At 67.0% G+C, this 21,860-nt stretch carries 18 protein-coding genes; 9 read left to right on the plus strand and 9 right to left on the minus strand.

The window, feature by feature from the left end:
* Nucleotides 1-287: 287 nt before the first annotated feature.
* From A9977_RS12710 to A9977_RS12725, 4 genes are all read right to left on the minus strand, one after another.
* Nucleotides 288-608 (minus strand): hypothetical protein, encoded by a 321-nt coding sequence (locus A9977_RS12710; RefSeq protein WP_310936125.1) that lies wholly within the window; start codon nucleotides 606-608, stop codon nucleotides 288-290.
* A 490-nt stretch (nucleotides 609-1,098) separates the two neighbouring features.
* Entirely contained in the window at nucleotides 1,099-1,656 is a 558-nt protein-coding gene (locus A9977_RS12715) for a peptidase S14 (RefSeq protein WP_183025201.1), read from the minus strand.
* Nucleotides 1,657-1,723: 67 nt separating this feature from the next.
* Complete coding sequence (locus tag A9977_RS12720; protein WP_183025202.1) at nucleotides 1,724-2,782, minus strand: patatin-like phospholipase family protein; 1,059 nt, start codon at nucleotides 2,780-2,782, stop codon at nucleotides 1,724-1,726.
* 148 nt (nucleotides 2,783-2,930) lie between these two features.
* Complete coding sequence (locus A9977_RS12725) at nucleotides 2,931-3,662, minus strand: alpha/beta fold hydrolase (RefSeq protein ID WP_183025203.1); 732 nt, start codon at nucleotides 3,660-3,662, stop codon at nucleotides 2,931-2,933.
* 285 nt (nucleotides 3,663-3,947) lie between these two features.
* Between A9977_RS12725 and A9977_RS12730 the strand changes: the two genes are divergently transcribed.
* The 3 genes from A9977_RS12730 (at nucleotide 3,948) to A9977_RS34275 (ending at nucleotide 6,290) form a co-directional block, all read left to right on the plus strand.
* Nucleotides 3,948-4,571 carry a cysteine hydrolase family protein gene (locus A9977_RS12730; protein WP_183025204.1) on the plus strand — a complete coding sequence of 208 codons (624 nt, stop codon included), beginning with the start codon at nucleotides 3,948-3,950 and terminating at the stop codon, nucleotides 4,569-4,571.
* 266 nt (nucleotides 4,572-4,837) lie between these two features.
* Nucleotides 4,838-5,293 carry an FAD-dependent oxidoreductase gene (locus tag A9977_RS34270; protein WP_259651937.1) on the plus strand — a complete coding sequence of 152 codons (456 nt, stop codon included), beginning with the start codon at nucleotides 4,838-4,840 and terminating at the stop codon, nucleotides 5,291-5,293.
* Nucleotides 5,259-6,290, plus strand: coding sequence for an FAD-dependent oxidoreductase (locus A9977_RS34275; protein ID WP_310936126.1), 1,032 nt, complete (start codon nucleotides 5,259-5,261; stop codon nucleotides 6,288-6,290). Before A9977_RS34270 ends, A9977_RS34275 begins: the two co-directional genes overlap by 35 nt.
* 810 nt (nucleotides 6,291-7,100) lie before the next feature.
* On the opposite strand, the gene A9977_RS12740 is transcribed toward A9977_RS34275, so the two are convergent.
* Nucleotides 7,101-7,322 (minus strand): hypothetical protein, encoded by a 222-nt coding sequence (locus tag A9977_RS12740; RefSeq protein WP_183025205.1) that lies wholly within the window; start codon nucleotides 7,320-7,322, stop codon nucleotides 7,101-7,103.
* Nucleotides 7,323-7,826: 504 nt separating this feature from the next.
* Here A9977_RS12740 and A9977_RS12745 point away from each other — a divergent pair.
* From A9977_RS12745 to A9977_RS12755, 3 genes are all read left to right on the plus strand, one after another.
* The gene (locus A9977_RS12745) at nucleotides 7,827-9,815 is read left to right on the plus strand and encodes a PAS domain-containing sensor histidine kinase (protein WP_183025206.1); all 1,989 of its coding nucleotides are present in this window, start codon (nucleotides 7,827-7,829) and stop codon (nucleotides 9,813-9,815) included.
* A 564-nt stretch (nucleotides 9,816-10,379) separates the two neighbouring features.
* The gene (locus A9977_RS12750; RefSeq protein WP_183025207.1) at nucleotides 10,380-10,868 is read left to right on the plus strand and encodes a hemerythrin domain-containing protein; all 489 of its coding nucleotides are present in this window, start codon (nucleotides 10,380-10,382) and stop codon (nucleotides 10,866-10,868) included.
* A 375-nt stretch (nucleotides 10,869-11,243) separates the two neighbouring features.
* Nucleotides 11,244-11,396, plus strand: coding sequence for a hypothetical protein (locus A9977_RS12755; RefSeq protein ID WP_183025208.1), 153 nt, complete (start codon nucleotides 11,244-11,246; stop codon nucleotides 11,394-11,396).
* 134 nt (nucleotides 11,397-11,530) lie between these two features.
* On the opposite strand, the gene A9977_RS12760 is transcribed toward A9977_RS12755, so the two are convergent.
* The 4 genes from A9977_RS12760 to A9977_RS12775 all read right to left on the minus strand — a co-directional run bounded on the left by A9977_RS12760 (nucleotide 11,531) and on the right by A9977_RS12775 (nucleotide 17,083).
* A complete protein-coding gene (locus A9977_RS12760) occupies nucleotides 11,531-13,795 on the minus strand; it encodes a bifunctional diguanylate cyclase/phosphodiesterase (protein WP_183025209.1) in 2,265 nt (754 codons plus the stop codon).
* 29 nt (nucleotides 13,796-13,824) lie between these two features.
* Entirely contained in the window at nucleotides 13,825-14,040 is a 216-nt protein-coding gene (locus A9977_RS12765) for a hypothetical protein (protein ID WP_220811731.1), read from the minus strand.
* 377 nt (nucleotides 14,041-14,417) lie between these two features.
* Complete coding sequence (locus tag A9977_RS12770; protein WP_183025211.1) at nucleotides 14,418-15,152, minus strand: hypothetical protein; 735 nt, start codon at nucleotides 15,150-15,152, stop codon at nucleotides 14,418-14,420.
* A gap of 536 nt (nucleotides 15,153-15,688) precedes the next feature.
* Nucleotides 15,689-17,083: a hypothetical protein gene (locus tag A9977_RS12775; RefSeq protein ID WP_183025212.1), complete on the minus strand. Its 1,395-nt coding sequence runs from the start codon at nucleotides 17,081-17,083 to the stop codon at nucleotides 15,689-15,691.
* A 587-nt stretch (nucleotides 17,084-17,670) separates the two neighbouring features.
* On the opposite strand from A9977_RS12775, the gene A9977_RS12780 reads away from it, so the two are divergent.
* The 3 genes from A9977_RS12780 to A9977_RS12790 all read left to right on the plus strand — a co-directional run bounded on the left by A9977_RS12780 (nucleotide 17,671) and on the right by A9977_RS12790 (nucleotide 21,503).
* Nucleotides 17,671-17,889 (plus strand): hypothetical protein, encoded by a 219-nt coding sequence (locus A9977_RS12780; RefSeq protein WP_183025213.1) that lies wholly within the window; start codon nucleotides 17,671-17,673, stop codon nucleotides 17,887-17,889.
* Between the two features lie 124 nt (nucleotides 17,890-18,013).
* Nucleotides 18,014-20,110, plus strand: coding sequence for a response regulator (locus A9977_RS12785; protein WP_183025214.1), 2,097 nt, complete (start codon nucleotides 18,014-18,016; stop codon nucleotides 20,108-20,110).
* A 421-nt stretch (nucleotides 20,111-20,531) separates the two neighbouring features.
* Nucleotides 20,532-21,503, plus strand: a complete 972-nt coding sequence (locus A9977_RS12790) for a PHB depolymerase family esterase (protein ID WP_183025215.1) — start codon at nucleotides 20,532-20,534, stop codon at nucleotides 21,501-21,503.
* The last annotated feature ends 357 nt before the right edge of the window (nucleotides 21,504-21,860 follow it).

Consider the following 21,860-nt stretch of genomic DNA (forward strand, 5'->3'; position numbering starts at 1 on the left):
CGCCCTCAGCGCACTGCCATCTGCACAAACATCGCAAGACAATGGGTCCATTCCCGCCTGCGCTGCTGCGCTCGATCGCGGTGGGGCGCTGGCACCTTCAGTCCGCAAAGCCCGCCACGGTCCGCGCAGCAGGACCACCCGCATCCACAGTGACAGCGCGAGGCCCGTTGAATCGTTCATCTTTGCGGCCCTCAGGCGCGCAGCGCGACCGAGCCGGGAAGATTGCCGCGAGCCGATCGCGGCAGACTGCGTCGCGATCGACATCGATCGCACAGCACCCGTGCGACTCAGCCGCTGCCGCGTGGCGTGCGGCCGGCGCCTCCGCCGCCCTTGCGCGCCGAGATCTGGTTCTGCGGACCTGCGCCCATGGCTTGCCGGTCATGCCTGCTGGCCGGCGTGCGCCGGCCCTGGTTCGTCTGGGTCGGCGCCTGGTTCCCGGTCTTGTTGTGGTCGTTGGCGAACTTGCCCGTGCCAGGCTCCTGCTGATCGGGCTGCTGGTGATGCTGCGCGGCACGGGTTTGCAGTTGGGCAGGACTGCCGACCTGGTCCTTCTCGGGGTGCTTTTGACGCGACTGCTCGTCGCGAAGGAAATCAAGCTTCTTGCTCATGGGCCTCTCCATCTGGGCTGAAAGTCCGTGGATCCGGACAGGCAGACCGAGGGCAAATGGCGGTCCCGGCAGGTCGACCGACGGACGCCGGCCGTGCACGTCATGAACTTCAGTTGCAGTCGCGCGCTGGACAGCGTCCATTCGTGCATGCGCGCGCACCACGCCCTGAGTCTCGGGGCAACATCCAGTCCACCTGGTCAACCACGCCGCCGCGCCAACAGTACACCAGGATCGGACTCGCCACGACGCCGCCTGGCCGAGGCGGGAGCCCCCGCACTCGCGCTGCGCATCTGTGCGCGTGAATTGCCGCCCAGCCGGTTCGGCACCGCCGACGGCGCGCAGCGCAGATGGGTGGGCCGCGTCCCGGCTGTCAGCGATCGGGGACGTGACCGCGCCGGGCCGCCTTTGCATTGGTGTCACTGCTGATGCAGGCCGATGGGGTCGACCGCCCGAGCGGGGAGCGGGCAAGCGGCGCAGCGGTGGCGCCACCTCAGGCGACGAGCCCGGCCACCAAGCGCAGGTGCTGCGCCTCGGCGGCGGCGAGGTACCAGTCCTTCTCCCAGACCCGGGCCTGCAGGTCGCCCAGCGTGATGGATGCGCCTTCGACCAACTCGGCGAAACCGTCGCGCTCAAGGCGCTGGCCCGATTCGATCTCGGCGAGCACGTTCCTGACCTGCGTGGCGCAGGAGCGCAGTGCGCCCTGGAGCTGCAGGTCCATTTGCAGCTTGCGCTCGTGGATCAGCAGCTCGCAGTCTTGCGACAGGAAGCGCCGCTCCCGCCGGAATGCCGCCATGATGGAGATGCCGGCGGAGTACACGTTGGACTTGCCGAAGAAGTAGAGCTCCTGGCCGGCGCGCTGCCACTGGCGGACCTCCTGCGCGATGCGGCGGCCGGCGTCCGCGTCGCCGCCAAGGGTCCACAGTTCCAGCACCAGGGCGCGATCGGTCGGCGCCTCGGCCTGCTGGCGCAAGAACTCGCTCACCATCTGCTGGTCGACCGTACCGAAGAGCCGGATGTCAGGGCGGGTGCAAGGCAGGGATTCGCTCATGGCATGCCGACGGCGGATGCCGTTGCGCGGTGCAGGCGGGCCGCAGGCGGCGTGGTGTGGTTCGATGTCATGGAAGCTGCTCGGATCCTTGGGAACCAGGCCGCGGCAAGCCGCGTTCCTGGGCTCCGCCGCGCGCCAGGTAGCGCGCCGCGAGGTCGACCGGCGGCGGCAGGCTGCCTGCGTCGGCGCGCGCAGCCAGCCAGCGCTCGCAGGCCGCATGCCCGCGTTGGCGCAGCGCCTCGAACAGCTCCATGCTCACCGTGCGCTTGATCGACGGCTCGGTCTCCAGCGGCGTCCCGCCGTCGGGCAGGCTCACCACATGCAGCCTGACGCCGGCGCCGTCGGCGGCGCGGTTCGCGCTATCGATGGTGCGCAACTCGGCCAGCATGCCCTGGATAGAGGCGATCTCGTTGATGCGGTTGAGGATGTTCTTGGCCGTGACTGGCGTTTCGTCGCGCTCCTGCGGCGTGAGCTCCACCAACAGGATGTCCACATCGGGCGACGGCTCGTACAGCGGCCACAGCGCAGGGTTGCCCGCATAGCTGCCGTCCCAGTAGGCCTGCCCGTCGATCTGCACGGCCTGGAACAGCAGCGGCGCGCACGCCGATGCGAGCAAGGCCTGCACACTCTGGCTGCCCGGCCCGAACACCCGGCAGCGACCTGTGTTCACATTGACAGCGCTGGTGAACAGGGCCGTAGGGCCCGGCGCGTTGAGCACCTTGGTCTCCACGATGCCCGACAGCACCAGCCGCAGCGGTTCGAGCGCGAGCGGATTGGCCTGGTAGGGCGACAGCAGCGGCATGGCGTCGTCCCAGATGCCCAGGCCCGGCTTGCGCAGCGGCGACAGCATCCAGGTCATCGGGATCGCAGCCGTGGCGATGCCGTGCCAAAGGCGGCTGAGGTGGGAACGGGCGCCTTGGCGCCCCCCTGCGGCCAAACCGCACACCAGCGCAGCGCCGTTGAGCGCCCCGGCGCTGGTGCCGCTTACGCGGCCGATGTCGATCGCCTCCTCATCGAGCAGGCGGTCCAGCACGCCCCAGGTGAACGCGCCGTGCGCACCGCCCCCCTGCAGGGCCAGCTGCAGCTGCGGCCTGCCACGCGGCGCGGGGGCAGAGTTGGCGGCCACCGTACTCACTTGCGGTGGTGGCGCATGGCGCCGTCCTGGCCAGCCGCCAGCCTGTTCGCCCGTGCGAGCTGGGCACGCAGCATGGGCGCGGTTGCCGCCGCGCTGCGAGGTGGAGGCAGGCTGATCCGCACGTCGATCGGCATCGGCATCAGCGCGCCGATGCTGCGGCGCTGCGCATGGGTTCGGTCTCCTCCTCCCCTGCCTGACCGTCGGCGAGCCGCTCGCTCAGCCACCGGACGACCAGCCGGCCATACGATTCCAGCCAGGCTGGGTCGGTCAGCTGGTGGTCGGCGCCCGGCAGCGTGTGGCGCGACAGCGATCGGGCGCGCGTGAAGGCCGCCGCATAGCTGGCGGCGACGGCCAGTGGCATCACCTGGTCGTTGCCGGATTCGACCAGCAGCACATCACTCTTGAAGCGCGCACAGCACGCCAGCGCCCGGTTCTGGGAGGGTGCGAGATGCTGCTCGCGATAGCGCGCCACCACATCGCGGTCCAGCGTTTCCTTGGGCGCCGACCAGTCCGCATCGGCGTAGATCGCGGGCGAGCGCAGGATCAGATGGCGCACCGGCCTGGCGACGGCCAGGAAGGCGCCCACGTAGGCTCCAAAGCTGAACCCGGCCACGGAGATCGGCCCGCCGTGCACGGCGCGCTCGAGGGCACGGAATTTCTGCAGCGCCTGGTGCAGTGCCGATGCACGACTGACCTGGGCGCGCCGGGCCGCAGGCCAGCTGCTGTCCGGCAGGTCGGCACGCCGGCAGATCCAGCCGTGGCCTTCCAGCCGTACCCGCAAGACGTCGAACTGGTGCTGGCCGTCGTCGTCCCAGCCGGGGAGTACCAACAGGCCGGGGGATGAATTCGGATGGATCGGAACGGGCGCCATTGCAGATGGGTAGCAATCGGCGTTCCCGCGCGGCTGGACGCGGTCGCGCGGCGCGGCATCGCATTTGCCGGTCAGGCCTGACACTTCACTCTCAGACCACCATGGAGAACCTCTCATGCGAGCGACTCGAACCCGCACCCGGCCAGGCCGGTCACTTCTCACGATCTGCATGGCCGCGGGCGCCATGGCAGCCGGACCGGCCGCCGCGCACGCGCCGACCACGGCCGACACCGTCGGCGGCACCGCGTCGGACAAGACGACTGAACGAGCGACGTGCCCAGATCGATGACCCGTCCCGCCGACCCGAAACCGCCGGACTCCCTGTCGTCCGATCGTGCCGCACATGGCACCGCCCTGCTGATCATCGACATGATCAGCTGCTGGGACTTTCCCGACGCGGACGCCCTGATGCACTGCGCTGTCGCCATCGCAGCCCCGATCGCGCAGCTGAAGAGCCACTGCGCGGCCGCGGGCGTGCCCACGATCTACTGCAACGACAACCGCGGCCGCTGGCGTTCGGATTTCCGCTCCCTGGTCGACAGCGCGCTGGCTTGCGGCGGCAAGGGCGGCGAGATCGCACGGCGCCTGGCGCCCGGCCCGGAGGACTACTTCGTGCTCAAGCCCATGCAGTCGAGCTTCTTCGAGACGCCGCTTGCCTCGCTGCTCAAGTACCTGGACGTGCACCGCCTGATCCTCACGGGCATCTCCAGCGACCAGTGCGTCATGGCCAGCGCCATGGAGGCGGGCCTGCGCGCCCTGGACGTGGTGGTGCCGCAGGAAGCCGTCGCGTCGCAGACGCCTGAGCGCAACGAGGCCGCACTGCGCCAGTTCAGGGAAACCCACAAGCTCGAGGTCGTCTCGGTGCGCAGCCTCGTGCGACAGCTGGCGGTACCGAAAGTCCGGCGCTGAAGCGGGTCTGGCGCGAGGCCTGGCGTGCGCCGCGTCCACGGTGCAAGGCAGCAGACCTTGCAGCCGGTGCAGCCGGTGCACGTCAGTCTTCCGGAGACCGAATTGCCCACCGGCAGACGGGTACACCGATTGCCAGTCCGTCCGCGGAACGCCGCTACGCTTTCGGTGGCATCGCAGCCTTCGCTTCGACAGCTGGGGACGGCCCAACACGCAGGAGGATCCATGCAGGTCTTCGACACCCGCACGCGGGGCCCACGCTGACGCGCATGTCCGACCTTCGCGGCCCGGACCCGGAGGAACGCTTCGACGTGGCCGTCGCCGGCGCCGGGGTGGCCGGGCTCGGCTGCGCTGGCGTGCTGGCCGGTGCCGGGCTCCGAGTGGCGGTGTGCGAGCGCGCGGCCTACGCCGGCGGGCGCGCGGCCAGCTGGCTCGACGAGCAGACCGGAATGCGGGTCGACATCGGCCCGCATGTCATCACCAGCGAGCACAGGAACTACCTGGCACTGCTGCAGCTCGCGGGCACGACGCAGCAGATCGTGTGGCAGCCCGAGCCGTTGATCACACTGCTGGACGCCGGCCGTGTGCTGCGCATGCGCGCACCCGCGTGGCCAGCACCGCTGCACGGCCTGGCCAACCTGCGCCAGGCGCTGCACTGCGTCGCCCCTCGACCTCCTGTCGAACGCACGCGTGGCTTGGGCCGCCGCGCGCCTGACTTCGCCTGAACTGCGTCGTCTGGACGGCCTGGACGCACTCAGCTACCTGCTCTCCATGGGTGTGTCCGAGCGCTCCATCCATTGGTTCTGGACATCGGCCATGCTGGCCCTGCTCAACCTGCCGCTGGCGCGCTGCTCGGCCGCGTCGGTCATGCGCGTGTTCCGCCTGCTGGTCGGACGCAGCGGCTATTGCTTCGGTTTCCCGCGTATTGCGCTGGCCGACCTGTTCGTGCCTGGCTGTCACCGCATGGTCGAGCAGGCCGGTGGACAGCTGCGGCTCGAAGAACAAGTCCACGCCGTGGCGGTCGAGCAAGGCCGGTTCGCCGGTTTCGTGCTGTCAGGTGGACGCTTGCTGCGAGCCCGCGCCGGCGTGCTGGCACTGCCACCGCAGGCGCTGGCCCACTTGGCGCGGGATGATCCGGCCGTGGCCTCGGCCTTCCCGGCGGCGCGGCCTGACTGGTTCGCACCCAGCCCCTACGTCAGCACGCTGCTGTGGCTGGACCGCAAGGTGACATCCGACCGCTTCTGGGCCCGTGTCTACGCGCCGCAGGACCTCAACACCGACTTCTACGACCTGGTGAACATTCGCGGCGATCTGGCGGGCGGCCCCTCGGTGATCGCGAGCAACGCCATCCACGTTCCCGAGGCGCATCGGCTGGAGGATGCACACCTGGTGCAGCGTACGCGCCGCGAACTGCTGCAGTTCGCGCCGCGCGCCCGCAAGGCGCGGGTGCTGCATACGCGCGTGCACCGTATCCCCATGGCCGTGCCCTGCGCCGTCCCGGGCAACGAATCGCTGCGCCCGCCGACGGCCAGCAGCCTGCCCGGCCTGTTCGTCGCGGGGGACTGGACGGACACGGGGCTTCCGTTCTCCATGGAGAGTGCCGCGCGCTCCGGCGCACTGGCTGCCGAGGCGGTCAGCGATGCCGTCGGGCGCAGCCTGCGCGTGGCGCTGGAGCCACCCGGCACCACGGGCTTGATCGCCTGGCTGGGAAAGCGCGCTTAGGCACGCGCGCCGGCACCGACACAGCGCCGTCCCGGGGCGCCTTGAACCGGCCTCATGCCGCGCTGAGGCCAGGCAGCCCCGCAGGTCTGCTGTCTTCCAGCGGAATCATCCCGGCTGCCCGGCGCATCGCCGTCGCCAGGTACCACCATCGGCGCTCTCTTGGCAAGGCGGGCCGGCGCGCGAAGCGGGCACCAAACGTGAGCCATGCGGCACTCGGTACACCCGCGGTCGTGCAGGCATCACTGCAGGCGAAGCGCGCGCCCCGGCGAGGATGAGCGCGCGAATTGTTTGCAGCAACTCTTGCATCAGGAACTCCCGTTTGCCGAAAGCGCTGCTTCCTGTACGGGCTCGCCGATCTGCAACGGGTGCCGCCCCGTTCGATCCGCAAATCGCCCCGTGACCGGGCACAGCTGGCTTGCACGGCGCCACGAGCCGCCGCGCGGCCTTGATACCGTGGGGATTGCCGCCCCGCCCGAACGCCAAATCATGGTCCCGGTTCCCGGTCAATGGCGCTGTGCGTCGCGCCGCAGGTCGGCAGGCACCAGTGGTTCTTCGGCGGGTAGCGCTGCGGCAATCCTCGTCGCCAAGGGACAGGTTCCGGCCTGCGCGTGGAGCAATCCGTGTGCATGGTCCACCCACAGCCCTCTTCTGAACCACGGTGTGCCGGCCGGCGCGGCATCACGCATGCCGCCCCAGGCGGACTGCTCGCACGGCGGCCCTGGTCTTGTTGGCCTCGTCACAAAGCACAGAACGGGTCCTGTCTCGGCCCTGTCTCGCCGTCACGGCCTTCGCACGGCATGCCCGACTGCTTCAGGGGTCTGCGGCCGGGTTGGCATGGCGCGCCCGGAAATCGGCCAGTTCCGCTGCGTCCGGCAATGCCAGCCGCAAGCTGCAGATCACGCAGACCGCGTCCTCGTCCGCGCGATAGCGCTGTAGCTCCGTCGTGCAGTTCGGGCAGTAGATAAAACTCGCAAGCCTGGGTTCATGCGTCGGTGGATGCGGTGCCTCCACCAGGGCCACGGCCTCGGACATCGCACGGGCCAGCCGGGTCGTCTCCAGCCGTGCATGCTCGCTGCATCACTCGCATGCGCCACCAGGCAGACCGCCCGGGCCGCGAGCTCCCGAGCGGATGGTTCTGCGCTGTCGCTGCGCCGCAGCGGCAACTGGCGCTTGTCTGCGTCGCGGCTCTCGCGAACTGCCGCAGCGGCACGACGACGCCATGGGCGTCACGCGTTCTTAGTGATACATCCGCGGACGGCTGGGGCAGCGGAGCTGGTTTGCTGATGTACCGCTGTGCCGGAGTGCAGGCGCCCCCCGCGCCCGGCCGACCCCGTGCGCTGACGCGACGGGGTCTTCGAGGAGGAGGTGTCCCGTAGACCCCGGCGGCCGTTCCGACCGGTGCGGTTCGGCGCATGCCCGGCGGGGGCCCTTGACCGACGCGCAGGCCCAATGCCTTGAACCATAATGAAATGTCGTATGGCGCGTTGCGCCGAACGCCGTCACCTCGACGCGGATCTTGCGAAGGATGTCCCGAGAATGTCCACCGACGCTGCACCCCACTCCTCCGACGGGGACGACCCCGGCCCCCTGGCCGGGGACCACCGTTTCCAGGTCCTGGTCGACGCCATCAAGGACTACGCGATCTATCTGCTCGACGAAAAAGGCCACGTCAGCAGCTGGAACACCGGCGCCCAGCGGCTCAAGGGCTACACGGCCGAGGAGATCATGGGCCAGCATTTCAGCCGTTTCTACACACCCGAGGACATCGACGCCGGCCTTCCTGCACGGGCGCTGGCGACTGCGCGCGCCCAGGGGAAGTTCGAGGCCCAGGGCTGGCGGGTCAGGAAGGACGAAACCCGTTTCTGGACGAGCGTTCACATCGAGCCGGTGCTCGAGCTCGACGGCAGGGTGATCGGCTTCGCCAAGGTCACGCGCGACATGTCGGAGATGCTGCATTCCGAGCGGGCGCTGATCGCGAGCGAGGAGAGGTTCCGCCTTCTGGTCCAGGGCGTGCGCGACTACGCGATCTACATGCTCGATCCCGTGGGGCGCGTGAGCAACTGGAACGCGGGCGCCCAGCTGATCAAGGGCTACGCCGCGCACGAGATCCTCGGTCAGCATTTCTCGCGCTTCTACACGCCGGAGGACCGCCAGCGAGGTGAACCCGCCCGCGCACTCCAGGTCGCGCTGAGCCAGAGGAAGTACGAGAGCGAAGCCTGGCGCCTGAGGAAGGACGGATCGCGGTTCTGGGCGAGCGTGGTCATCGACCCGCTCTACGACGAACAGGGTCAGCACATCGGCTTCGCGAAGATCACGCGTGACATCACGGAGCGAAAGCGCGCCCAGGACGACATGGATCGCGCACGGGACGCGCTCGCGCACGCCCAGAAGCTCGAGGCCATCGGCCGCCTGACCGGCGGTGTGGCGCACGACTTCAACAATCTGCTGACGATCATCCGCTCGTCCGCGGAACTGCTTCGAAGGACCGGGCATGACGAGGTACGGCGTGCACGCTACGTCCAAGCCATCGCCGACACGGCCGACCGCGCCGCGCTGCTGACGCGCCAGCTGCTGGCGTTTGCGCGGCAGCAGCCGTTGCGCCCCGAGGTCTTTCGCCCCGACGCGCGAATCACTGCCATGACGCAGATGATCGAGACGCTGCTGGGCGCGACAGTCCGCCTGGAGATGCAGTTTCCCGACAGCCTGGGACCGGTGGAGGCGGACGCCGGCCAGTTCGACACGGCAATCCTCAACATGGTCATCAATGCACGGGACGCCATGCCGCAGGGCGGCCGCCTGAGGATCTCTGCCCGTGACGCCGACAACGTGCCGTCCGTGCGCGCGCATGCAGCCGCCCCCGGCCAGTTCGTGGCGATTTCGCTGGAGGACTCGGGCTCGGGCATCGACCCGGGAGCGATCGAGCGCATCTTCGAGCCCTTCTTCACCACCAAGCCGGTCAACAAGGGAACCGGCCTGGGACTCAGCCAGGCTTACGGCTTCGCCAAGCAATCCGGCGGCGAAATCGACGTGAGCAGCCGCGCAGGCGAGGGAACCTGCTTCACCCTCTACCTTCGCCGCGCCACAGGTCAGCCCCTCGTCGCCGATCCCGAGGCGGTGGCGACCCGCCCCGAGCCGAACCGCCCGCTGTCGATCCTGATGGTCGAGGACAACAACGAGATCGGCGAATTCGGGCTCGGTCTTCTGACGGAAATGGGGCATTCGGCAGTTCGGGTGGCCAATGCGGACGCAGCGCTCAGCCTCCTGCAGGACCAACACGACGACTTCGACCTGGTCTTCACCGATGTGGTGATGCCGGGGAAGAACGGCTTCGAGCTTGCCAAGGAGATTCGCCTGAGATGGCCGGACCTGCCGGTTGCGCTGACCAGCGGCTACAGCCATGTCCTGGCGGACGATCGCAGCCGGGAGTTCGAACTCCTGCACAAGCCCTACTCTCTTCGGGAACTGCAGGCGCTGTTCGAGCGCGTCGTGCCGCGTTCCAGAGAAAGTCGACGAATCTCGCCGTAGTCGATTCCGGGGCGGTGCCAGCGTTGCACCACGGCCCACGCCGCCGGTGCGCGTCGCAAGGTCGCCGGGGGCTGCGAGGCCGATGAACCGTTGGCCATCGGTGCCGCGCGAAGCGCGTTGGCATACCCATCGAGGCGGTGCGCGCATCGCTCGACAGGCGAGAAGCGTCTCTGACCGCCTCCTACCATCTTGGCTCAGCTTCTTAGTTGGGGGGGCGCAGGCGTGGCCTGATGCAGAGACGCCTACGCGCGACGTGGGTCTGGCGAGCATGCCGTCTGCAGTTCAATGCTAAGCGGAGGTCGGCAGTGCCGCCTACGGCCCCAACGCTGCAGTGCGACATGGCCTGGAACGACGTTGGCTTGCGCCGCCCTGAAGCCCCGCATCCGGTCGACGCCCAACATCGTGCATGGATCACGTGTTTGAACTCGAAGAGTCATGCGCCTCCAGCCCGACGACCACGTTGCGTGCGCTTTTTACCTCGTGTGGAAATCGATCAATTCCTACGGTGCCGCAGAGCGCCCCGCGCAACTCTTCCCTTCCCACACACCCAAAAGGAGCTCAATAATGACTGCCGCCCGAACCCCTTCCGACGCCTGCAGCCTGCTCGACGCGGATCATAGAAACGTGAAGAAGCTGTTCAAGGAGTTCGAGCCGCTGGCGCAATCGAAGGCCAAGAGCGCACCGCAAAAGCGACGTGAACTGGCCGACCAGATCTGCCTGGAGCTGACCGTGCACGCGCAGATCGAAGAGGAGATCTTCTACCCGGCACTGCGGGCCGCGATCAAGGCGGAAGACCTACTGGACGAAGCCGAGGTCGAGCATGCCAGCGCAAAGGACTTGATCGCGCAGATCCAGGATGGCGACGAGAATGATCACAGGTGGTGCGCGAAGGTCATCGTGCTCGGCGAGTACATCGACCACCACGTGAAGGAAGAGCGCAACGAGATCTTCGTCAAGGCGCGGGCCGCGCGTCAGCTCGATCTCGTGGCAATGCGCGACCAGCTGATGGCACGCAAGGAACAGTTGATGGAAGAGATGATGGCTGCGGCGTAGCCGCCGCGCTGATGCAGAAGATCAGCCCGCCCGCGCGGGCTTTTTCGTGCTCAGTGCCGGCGCACCAGAGGGTGCTGCCCATTTCGCCCGATCGTACCTGCTGACGCTGGTCAGCCGACACGGGCGATCCTGTGGCGAGTCGGATGGTTCTTGGCCCACCCCGTTCGGCGCAGGGCCGCCGGGCCTCTACCCTGCCCTTCCCGAGCGAGACGGCGCAGTCACGACTGAGGTGAGGTCGATCCTGCGCGCCAGACGGCCGGCCCGGTTGCCGGTCCGACCGCCGTGGCCGGGGCCTCTGCGAACGATCTTCAGCTGACAACGGGTAGAACCACGCTCGCGAACGGGCGCACCTGGAGGATGTTCAGCGACTGGTCCATGGCCATGCTGGAGTGGACCGACTCGACGAAATGGATCTTCCGCAGCTTCTCCCCTGGAATCGAGCTGGACCTGTACAAGACAGACCCCGCCACAGCGGCGCCGCTTTTCAGGGCATGGGCAACCACGGACGACTGGCACCGGATGATCTGAATTGCCCGGGCGGCCTCCAGACGCATGGTCCGCCGCAGCAAAGCTGCGGAGCACAACCATCCATGGCTGCGCACCGTCGATGCATCCTGGCGACGACGCTCTTTTCGTCTTGACGGCGGCAGGATGAGCTGCCGCTAGCGCGGGTAAAGGAGCGCTGGATCGATCTGGCGACCGTCGCGCAGCATCGTTTCGACCCCCGCTGCAGGCAATGCCGCGCTGAACCAGTAGCCTTGCATCTGGTCGCAGTGGCTGGCCGCCAGGAGAGCCGCCTGCCCCTCGCTTTCGACGCCTTCGGCGAGCACCTTGGCCTTCAATTGGTGCGCCATCGTGATGATGGCGCGGGTGATCGACACGTCCTCCGCCGGCGCGGTGACGTCGGGCACCAGCGAGCGGTCGATCTTGACGACGTCCACCGGCAGACGGCGCAAGTAGCTCAGGCTCGAGTAGCCGGTGCCGAAATCATCGAGCGAGACTTCTACGCCGAGCGCGCGCAGCGCTCGCAGGTGCTCCACCGCCTGCTCGAGGTTGCCGATCAGCATGCTCTCGGTGACCTCGACGCCGAACAGCCGCGCGTCGAGGCCAGCCGAGGCGAGCAGGAGTTCGATGCGCTGTGCCAGGTCCGGCTGCATCAACTGGCGCGCCGAGAGGTTGACCGACATGCGCACCGGGGGCAGCCCGGCGTCCTGCCAAGCCGCGGCCTGCTCGATGGCGCGGCGCAGCACCCAGTCGCCGATGGCAACGATCAGACCGCTCTCTTCGGCGACGGGAACGAAGCGGTCCGGCGCCATGCGGCCCATCGTCGGGTGCTGCCAGCGCAGCAACGCCTCGACGCCAACAATGCCGCCGTGCGCAAGATCCACTTGCGGCTGGTAGTGCAGATCGAACTGCTCATCGCGCAGCGCCTTGCGCAACGCTGTCTCCAGCGCCAGGCGTTCGGGGTCGTCGTCGTGCGGCGTACCGGCGTAGACGCTGGCCTGGTTGCGGCCCAGGTGCTTGGCCTGGTGCAGCGCGGCGTTGGCGCGGCGCAGCAAGGTGTCTGCCTGGTCGCCGTCGGCGGGTGCCGAGGCGATGCCGATGCTGCAGGTGACATAGACCTCGTGCTCCTCGATTCGCATCGTCTGGGCGATGCCGTCGAGCAGTGCTTGCGCCGTTTGCAGCGACGGTACCGAAGGGGCCGGCATCACGATCACGAACTCGTCTTCGCTGCGGCGCGCCACCAGATCGACACTGCGCACGGTGGCGACGATTCGCTGAGCCACTTCACGTAACACTGCGTCGCCGATGTGTGGGCCGAGGCCGTCGTTGATACGCTTGAAACGGTCGAGCACTAGGACCAACACCGCGGTCTGCGTGCCGCCCTGCAAGGTCGCGCTCAGACGCTCCAGGAGCAGTTGCCGGTTCGGCAGCCCGGTCAGTTCGTCGAACTGCAGCAGTTGCAGGATGCGGCGCTCGGCGGCGCGGCGTTCCCGCAGGTCGGTGATGCAGACATGGGCGAAGGAGACCCCGTCGCTGGTGACCAGGCTCACGGAGACGCTCACCGGAATCTCGTGACCCGCCAGGTGGCGGACGTTGGTCTCGAAACGCAGCGAACCTCGGTCGCACAGTTCGCGCCAGTGCCGCGGCCACTGCACTGCATCGACCTGCGTGTCGATGTCGGGCACGCGCAGTCGCAGCAATTGCTCGCGGTCCAGGCCCAGCAGTCGGCACGCCGCCGCGTTGGCATCCCTGTAGGCACCGTCGGGCCCGACCTGCAGCAGCGCATCGTGGGCCTGTTCGACGGCGTGGCGCGTGAGTTGCAACTGGTGCTGCGCCTGCTCACGTTCGCTCACGTCGCGCGCAGACGGGATCAGCCAGACCACCCGCCCTTCCAGGTCGTAGAGCGGCAGCAGCGAGAAGTCCATCGACAGGGCGACGCCGCCGCTCGTGGCCACTCGCACGTCGAAGCGCGAGACCTCGCCGCGCAGCGCTGCGGCCAGGGCCTGCTGGAGTCGCCGCCGCGAGATCTCGCAGGCTTGCCACCAGGGGGTGGTGTCGAAACGCTGGCCGAGCACCTGCTCCGGCGCGCTGCCGATGGCCCGCAATGCCGCCTGGTTGGCATAGCGCAGCACCCCGTCGGTGTCGAGCAGCCCGGCGAAAATCGACGGGCCCAGCCGGTCCAATACCTCCTGCACCGTGGTCTGCAGGTCTGTCGGGACAAGGCGGGCCGGCACTGACGTCAGCCCGGCATCGTGATGCGGGGCACTTTGAAGGGCTCGTTCCTCAGGCATTTCGACAGTTTGTCCTGCAGCCTGCACCCAGGACATGCGCAGTTGCACTCCAAAAGACCGTATCAGATCGATGGTCGCTGCGCGGCAGTCACCTTGCGCGCCGGGCGCGACCTTTTCCGGGGCGTTGTCCAAGGCCGGTCCCGGTTGCCCTCATGACAGCGTCAGGCGCTCATGCGCAGGTACTGCATCGCCCGCAGGCCAAGGGGAGTGATCTGCAAAACCACCGCCGGCTTTTGCAAATTGATCGTCCAGGGGGGGATGTCGGCATCGACGTGGCCGGCGTCGTGAAGCACGCGCAGTTTCTCGATGTCGTCGGCGTCCGTCAACTCGACGGGCAGCGGCTTGCCTTTCAAGCTGTGAAGCAGTTCCATCGGCATGGTTACCTCGGCAAAAGTAAGAAGTACGTGCTATTTGAAGCAACCAATGCCTCCCCGGGCAACAGGCCGTACGGCATATGCCTGCGTCTGCTGCAGCACTGCACAGACACCTGGCACCGGCATGACTCTAGACAGCTTCGATCGTACAAAGTCGCGCGCGGCCGAGCCAGCGGCCCGTCAGCAAGGGTGCTGCCCGTAGCACAACGGCCGGCTGCTCGGCGTCTGCAGAGTGCGGCTGTCAGCGATCCGGAGCGCCGGACGCGATCCGATGGACGCGCTCGCGGACGGCCAGCACCCGCATCAAGGGCACGCAGGTTCGCTGAACATCTCGGCAGGCGCCCCTGGAAACCGATCGTCTTGCTCGGCCTCCCATCGAGTTATCTCGGGACCGCGCTGCTGCCCAGAAGGTGAATCCGCTTGACCGCACGATGACCTGCCCGAGTGACCTGGGGATGAATGTGGGCTGCACAGAGCTCGGCGACGGGCAGCAGTGCCACCGCCGGGCGCTTCTCGATTACGTTGGCGACGGCCTCGCCGAGAAAGAAGTCTTCGTCTTCTGCAAGCCGTTGCAGCAGACCGATGTCCTCGAGGTTCAGCGACGGAACGAGGGATACCACCACGTCGCCCCGCGCCGAGGCAAGGAGGCTGCGAACAAAGGCGCTCAATGCGCCCTGGTCCTTCGCGATCGGCGACTGGTCCGGATGCAGATCGGTCACCTCGATGCCCTTGTCGTGCGCTTCGCGGACCGCAGCCAGGAAGGCTGCTCCCGACTCGAACACGGCGCGCGTCTCTCCGTCATGCGAGAGGAAGACCACATTTCCGATGAGAGGCGAACCGGTCGCAAGCACGTGGTGGTCGCTTGTATCGGCATCGTCCAGGATGTATCCCCCCAGGTGCTGAACGAGGGGATGGTATGCAAAGCGTTCGCTTTGTTCGAGAACCGCGGAGCGCGAAAGCAGATGGAATACGTCTTCGTGGAAAGATGCAGAGGCATCGAAGTAATCCCGGAGCACGGCCCGGCCCTCCTCCGAGGCAGGCCACGCGGTCTCGTCCGGAACGGTCGCGGGATGCCGCGGGTCACCCTTGGGCAAGCTGTCGAAGAAATCTGTCATCGATGTACTTTCCTCAAAGTCGGCTGGGGCATGGCGCCTGGTTGCTGCAGCCCGGGATGCTAGCCGAACGGCACCTCGCTCGAGGGTTGTTCACGGCCTGCCCAGCCATTGCAATGCCGTCCGACGGGGCAGTGGAAGCGCGTCGGTGCGCCATGCGTGCGTCGCGTATCGATCGGTGTCCGATGCCGCCTTCGAGCAAGACGCGGTCAAGTGCGCCGAGCTGGCAAGACGCTGCGGACGCTGGCTAATGGAAGAAGCGCCAGTCCAGGCCCACCCGGCGCTGATCGACTTCGCGGCTCAGCAGGAAACAGGCATGTCGCTCACAAGACCGCACCCAGCGCATGCCATCGGTCCGACCGCTTGAACAGCAGCGCCTGACGCGCACAGGCGCGAGACGGACACGTCGGACTCCGATGGACATCCGAGATGCTTGTGCGACGTCGACGTCCTCCGCGGTCCGCGGGATCCGGTTTCTTCGAACGCGAGCTTGCCGGCACACCGACCAAGCCAGCTCGCTTCGGGCGACCGCGCCGCGCTCAAATGCTCAAGGAAGGGCCGTCGTCGTCGAGTTGAAGCGACTGCTTCTGGGCCCGGGTGAGCGAAGCGATATGGGCTTCGAGTCGACGATCCCACCCCGCCTTGATCTGACGCGCGATATCGCTTGCGGATACCAGCTCCTCCCCGGACGAGACGCTCAGAATCGCCAGCGGGACGATCGCATTCTGTGACGCAAGGTCATCGACAAACTTCAGCACTGCCGCGCTGTTATCGAAGTGGCCATGGGTGGGGTCACTGCTCAACAGCAGGACAAGCTCCTGCAAACGTGTCCCGTCCTCCGCCAGATCGACATGGCAGGTGCTGCCTCGCACTGGATCAACCGATGCGAGGTCCGCCACGGGGATCGATGCGAAGAAGTCATAGTCCATCGCAGCAAGGGCGTAGAGGCCAAAGGAACCGAGCTTCGGTCGATGGGCGACGCGCAGGGCCCCGAGTTGCGTTCCTCCAGCGGCGTTGGGCGTCCGGTAGACGTTGAGGTCCATGGGCTTCTTCACGTCGGTGGCTTGCTTGAACTGCAGCCACAGGAGTCTCAAGCCGCCCTTGGGAACGAGCCCGTCACCGGAGACCAACAGCAAGAGATCGGCGCCAACCGAGATCTCCTTGAGAGCAGGCTTGAGCTTCTTGTGAATCTCGCCGGCGTAGACATCGAGGACTGACCCCAGGAGCTTCTTCGCGCAGTCAAGCTGCCTTTGCAGCTCGACCACGAAGTCAGAGGTCATGACGTCCTCTTTGTCGAGCTGCAGGATCGATTTTTTCCCGCTCAAGGATGCGTGCGTCAGTGCCCAATAGAGGCCCGCCGGATTGATGCCCCCTTTGAACTGGCCGAGCACGCCGAGCCTGAGCCCGGTTGCGAATTGACGCCATGCCAAGACCGTGTTCCTCACCAACTCCCTGAAGTCATTCCGCAAGGAAAGGAACTCGACATGGTATGGATCGATCCACTCGCATATCTCGAACAACTGGTCGGCGGTGGCCTTCGCAGCCTTGGCAGCATCCAGCTCCTGGGACAGCGTGTGAAGCTGGCTCTCGAGGCTGCGCGTACGGGTCAATGCCGCCGCCAGGTCCTGCTGTGACTGCTTGAGCTCCTCTTTTTTCGCAGCGAGCTCCGCTGCGGGTACGGCGCCGATCTTGCGAAGTATCCAGCGCCTGGGGAGAAAATTTGACATGCGAGCGTGCGGTTGGCAAGGGGTGACGATCGTAGCGCTGTGCCGCGGCTGCGCGCGCCTTCGCACCGAGAGGATCGACGCCTTGCCGCCCCGCGCCCGTGCCGTGACCGCCTGGCCTGCTCCGATCTCGGGGGCACGCTGGGTAGCCGGACGACCAGTCAAGGGGCGCACCTGCGGCGTCGTCTCCCTGCACAGGTCGCGCTCCACGCGATCGACGCTCCAGCCCCGACCTTTGGGTGCCGTTCGCAGCCTCCGATGATCGGATGTGCCGTCTGCGAATGCGCGCATGGCGCTGCGGCGATCGTCACGACAGGAAGAGAAAGCGCTGCGAAGGTAGCGTCCGAGAAGAAGAATGAGCTTCCGTCACCTCGCTTTGCGCCGGCCAGCGACTGCCTGTGTGCCCTAAGGAGGCTCAGAAGGGATGAAGTGGGAGCAAGGACCTCGTCCGATGCACACCTTGGCCTCCGGCAGGCACTGCGTCGGCAATGACTGCCCGCGTCGCCGACTCGCGGCGGCGCGGCAATAGAGCATCGCCCCCGGCGCGGCGGACACGCCGGCAACCGAACGTGAGGCGCTCAAGGCTCCGACGTCGTGGCTCAAGACAGCGCAGGCCTCGCCGAGCCTGCCGGCCTGAGGCGTTCTCGCGGAGCGTTCAGGCAAACACGAGACCGCGCGACACGCCGTCGCGAGCGCCGGCTTGACCCTAAACGGTGCGCAACTCCAGCCCGGGACCGGCGCTGCCGCCGCGCGTTGGGCCCTGGCACCCCTGAACTGAAGAGACAGACAATCGGGGAATGCAACATACCCCGAACCAGCTCAACCAGTACTTTGCCGATTGCCTCAGCGGCAGCTACGACGACCTTCCTGAGCCCAAGCCCGAGATTGCGATTTCGGATGATCATGAGCAGATCATCAAGATCGCCCGCCCCGAGGGCGGCTACGACGTCTACCGGCGCAAGCCAGGCAGTGAGTGGGAAGACGCCGGCCCATTGAGCGTCAACGGGGCCGCGTAACCTTCCAGACTGCGCCTGCGGCACGCAGATGCCCGGCCCCAGGACACATCCGCCACGCTGACCTCCAGCATGCGCGCCGCGCCAGGCTGTTCTGGCCACCGCGAATCGAGGGCCTCACAACGTCGTGCGCCCAGCCGCGGCGGATTCGCTCGCCGCCGGGCTTTCGCATCGTCCGGCCGATCACGGCGCCATGCGTCGCAACGGCCAGCGCTTCGGCACATGGGCGAAAAACGCATCTCGGCATGTTCGCCTGCAGGCGATCACGACAAAGACCAGGACATTTGTGACGGATGAACGAACTGCTGATGCCATGAATGAACCAGAACCCTCGTCCGAGGAATCGATGCTGCGCAAAGTGTTCGAGGCATCGCCCTCGTTCCTTCACGTGCTGCGCGGACCCAGCTTCATTTTCGAGTACGCCAACGAGGCCTACTACCGGCTGGTCGGTCGACGCGACCTGATAGGACGCCCTGCATTTGAAGCCATGCCCGAAGCTGCCGGAAATTTTCCGGCGCTGATCGCTGGCGTCATGGAAACTCATCAGCCTTTCCATGGCCATGAAGTCCCCGTCATGCTTGCGCGCACCCGTGACGGCGAGCCGGAAGAGCGCCTGATCGACCTGATCTATACGCCGCTGATTGATGCGGACGGCCACTGCACCCGCGTCCTGGGCCATGGCACAGACGTGACAGACAATGTTCGGTTGCGTCAACGTGCCGAGGAGGCGGAACGACGCTCCCACCGACGCCTGACGGATGCACTGTCAGCGGGACGCATGATCGCGTGGGAGTGGAACGTCCAGAGCGACGTCCTGACCAGTCGCGGCGCCTGGCTGGAGCTTTTCGATCGCACAGAACAGCTGTTCGCCACCGGCACGCAAGCCCTGGCCTTCCTGCACCCTGACGATCGTGCTGCACGGGCGGAGACGGTACGGCAGGCCGTGGCTTCTGAGACCTCCTGGCACCTGCAATACCGCGCGCTGCATCCGGATGGAGGCACCGTATGGCTCGAAGAGCGCGCCGCTTTGTCTCGCGACCCGACGACGGATCAGCAGATCGTCACGGGCCTGGTGTGGGACATCAGCGGCAGAAAGAAGGCCGAAGAAGAGCTTCAATTGGCCGACAGGCGAAAAAACGACTTCCTGGCGACGCTGTCGCATGAGCTTCGCAACCCTCTGGCGCCGATCCGCAGCGGGCTGCAGATTCTCAAGCTTCGGATGCCGGATGACCAGCAGATCAACAAGACCCGGTCGATCATGGAGCGTCAGATGAGCCACCTCGTGCGGCTGATCGACGACCTGATGGAGGTGAGTCGCATCAGTCGTGGCAAAGTCGTGCTGCGTCCCAAGCGACTTCTTCTCGGATCCGTCCTGTCCACGGCGATCGAAGCCGCGTGGCCTTCGATCGAAGCGAAGTCGCTTCAGCTCGAGCAGGTCCTCGGAGAGACGCTGGCCGTCGATGGCGACAAGGACAGGTTGACGCAGGTCTTTGCCAATCTTCTGAGCAATGCAGTGAAATTCAGCCCGGACCATTCGACGCTGAGGCTGACGATGCACCGCGAAGAAAACGAGGCCGTCGTCGTCGTCGAGGACGAGGGGCAGGGAATCGATGCTGTCTCGCTGCCGACGGTGTTCGACCTCTATGCCCAGGGCCCGTCGCATCAGATGAGCGGAAGCCTGGGGATCGGTCTGGCGCTGGTCAAGCAACTGGTGGAGCTCCACCACGGCAGCATTGCGGCCCGGAGCGAGGGGAAGGACCGCGGAAGTGCGTTCACGGTCCGCTTGCCGCTTGCATCCACCGAAGCAGCCATGCAGGATCTCACTGAAGCGGGCGAACCGATGGAGGTGCGCTTCTCGGAACGTCCACGGGTCCTGGTCGTCGACGACAACCAGGATGCGGCAGATACCCTGGTCACGTGCCTCCGACTCGAGGGGTACTCGGTGGACGTGGCCTACGACGGCTTTGCGGCGCTCGACGTCTTCAACAGGCATTCTCCCGGCCTGGTGCTGCTGGACATCGGGATGCCCGAAATCGACGGGTATGAGGTAGCACGACGCATCAGGCAGTCTGACGCCGGAAAGCTCGCGAAGCTCGTTGCATTGACAGGCTGGGGCCAGCCTGAAGACAAGGCACGGGTGTTGGCCGCCGGATTTGATCAGCATCTGACCAAACCAGTGGAACTGGAAGCGCTGGCCATGGCGCTGGGTTCGGAGAAGCAGTAGCGAAGCTGGACCTCCACGATGGGCCATGCGCTGACCTTCAGGTGCGTGCATCACGACGACGAGGCTCATGCTGAACGCTGACCGTCCGGGCTGAGGATGGACCGCCTCACAGCCGAGAGCTGCAGCCAAGGCAAGCCAGGCTGATCGGCCACGGGCACCGCGCCGCTGGCGAACCCGCGGCCCTCCCCCGCGTACCAAGCTGCCGCATCGCTTCGACTGCGCGGCGCTGTTCGGGCAGCCCGTCGCGCGGGGGCTCGAACGCAGCCTCGATGTGCGCCCGGGCGAGCGCGACACGGCAGTAGTCAACCGCCACTGCGTGCTCGGCGTGCTCTCCGACGAGTGCGCCTTCCTGGGCTGGCAAGCTCGAGCAAAGCACCTCAACGCACATCCACGCACACCGGTCATCCGGCCGACATACGCCATGCCAGCATCCTTGAACCCCTTCACTTTCTGGCTCGGCCTCTCGGGAATGGCCCCGAGCTGGTTTGTCGGTGCTGCGCCTGCGCCCCACGCGACCGGCTCGACACGCGGCAGCTTCACTCGCGGCGTCTGCCCGGAGGGCACGTACGCGCTGTTCCTTCCGCCGCCCTCGCGCAACCCCCTGTCACTGCTCGTGATGCTCCACGGGTGCTCGCAGACCGGCGAGGACTTCGCAGCAGCCACCGCCATGAACGAGGCTGCGGCCGACGCCGGTTTTGCGGTGCTGTATCCGGCGCAATCGGCGCGCGCGAATGCCCACCTCTGCTGGAACTGGTTCCAGCCTTCGCACCAGCAGCGGGGCCGGGGTGAGCCGGCCATGCTGGCTGCGATGACGCTCGCGGTCATCGGCGCGCACCGCATCGACCGCAGACGCGTGTACGTCGCGGGCCTTTCGGCCGGAGGGGCCATGGCCGCGGTACTGGGCGAGGCGTATCCGGACATATTCGCCGCAGTCGGCGTGCACTCGGGCGTCGCAACGCAAGTCGCCATCGACGCCAGCACCGCGCTGGCGGCGATGCGAGGCGTGGGCAACGCGTCCTGCGACACGCCAACCGGCGTGGCGACCATCGTCTTCCACGGCGACGCGGATGACACCGTCCATCCGAGCAATGTCGCGCGCTTGATGGCTGCGTGCGCCGGGAACGATGTCGTGATCGACCATCAGCGCATCGAGGAAGGCGGTCGTGAGAGCACGCGTACCCGATACAAGACGCAAGACGGCACAGTGATCGCCGAGCACTGGAATGTTCACGGCGCCCGGCATGCCTGGTCGGGTGGTTCGGGCGAGGGGTCGTTCGCCGACGAACGAGGACCCGATGCGAGCGCGAGGATGCTGCAATTCTTCAAGGCGCATCCCCGGCCGCCGGAGTCCGACGATCGCAGCTCGACAGGCTTGTGCGACGTCAGGGGCTGAGTTGCCCTGCGAAGGGGAACGTCGCTGCCGATCGATGGCGGCCCTCGGCAGGTGCGAGCGCCCCGGCTTGCATGGGTGAAAGTCAGGCGCGGCGTGCGGCATGCGATCGCGGGCCGGACCCGTCTCAACGCTGGAGTCCAATGGCGTCAACTCGGCAAGGGTCTTCGCCACGATGGCCCCTGCGGCCGGCCGTCCTGAGCCGCGGCTGCAGTCGTATCTCGGCCGACGGGCCCGGCAGCGGCTGCAGGCTCCTTCACGCGCCCTGCGCTCTTGCGCTGCGGCAGGTGCTGTCCGACAAGACGTGCCCGGGGGGCAACGGGGCTGGGCAAGGAGCGGATGCAGCGAGGCGGAGATCAT

Origin of the sequence: Variovorax sp. UMC13 (genome assembly GCF_014170375.1) — a bacterium.
In the GTDB taxonomy this organism is placed as follows: Bacteria; Pseudomonadota; Gammaproteobacteria; order Burkholderiales; family Burkholderiaceae_C; genus Variovorax.